This is a genomic window from Pseudanabaena sp. UWO310 (assembly GCF_006861605.1).
Taxonomy (GTDB): domain Bacteria; phylum Cyanobacteriota; class Cyanobacteriia; order Pseudanabaenales; family Pseudanabaenaceae; genus Pseudanabaena.
Map to the genome: position 1 here is coordinate 1 of NZ_SELU01000132.1, position 242 is coordinate 242.

Below are 242 nucleotides of genomic sequence, written 5' to 3' on the forward strand. Positions count from 1 at the left end.
CCACAAAGGTCTGAAGTTCATCTAGTTCACCTACCTCTGGTACATCCTCAATTTCCTCTGTCTCAGGCAATTTTTCTCCTGATTCTCTCACCCAGTCGATTACCGTATTGTGACTAATTCCTGTACATCGCTCAATTGCTCTAAATCCCATGCCATTACAGTACATTCTTAAGCAAATTTGTCTGGCATCTTCAGAATATCCTCTTTCACTGTAGAATTCGACAAACTGACGATTGCACTGC

General features: G+C 41.7%; 1 pseudogene. It reads right to left on the reverse strand.

Annotated features, from left to right (window positions below):
- A pseudogene (locus tag PseudUWO310_RS23170) lies at nt 1-242 on the reverse strand (IS1 family transposase); the annotation flags it as partial.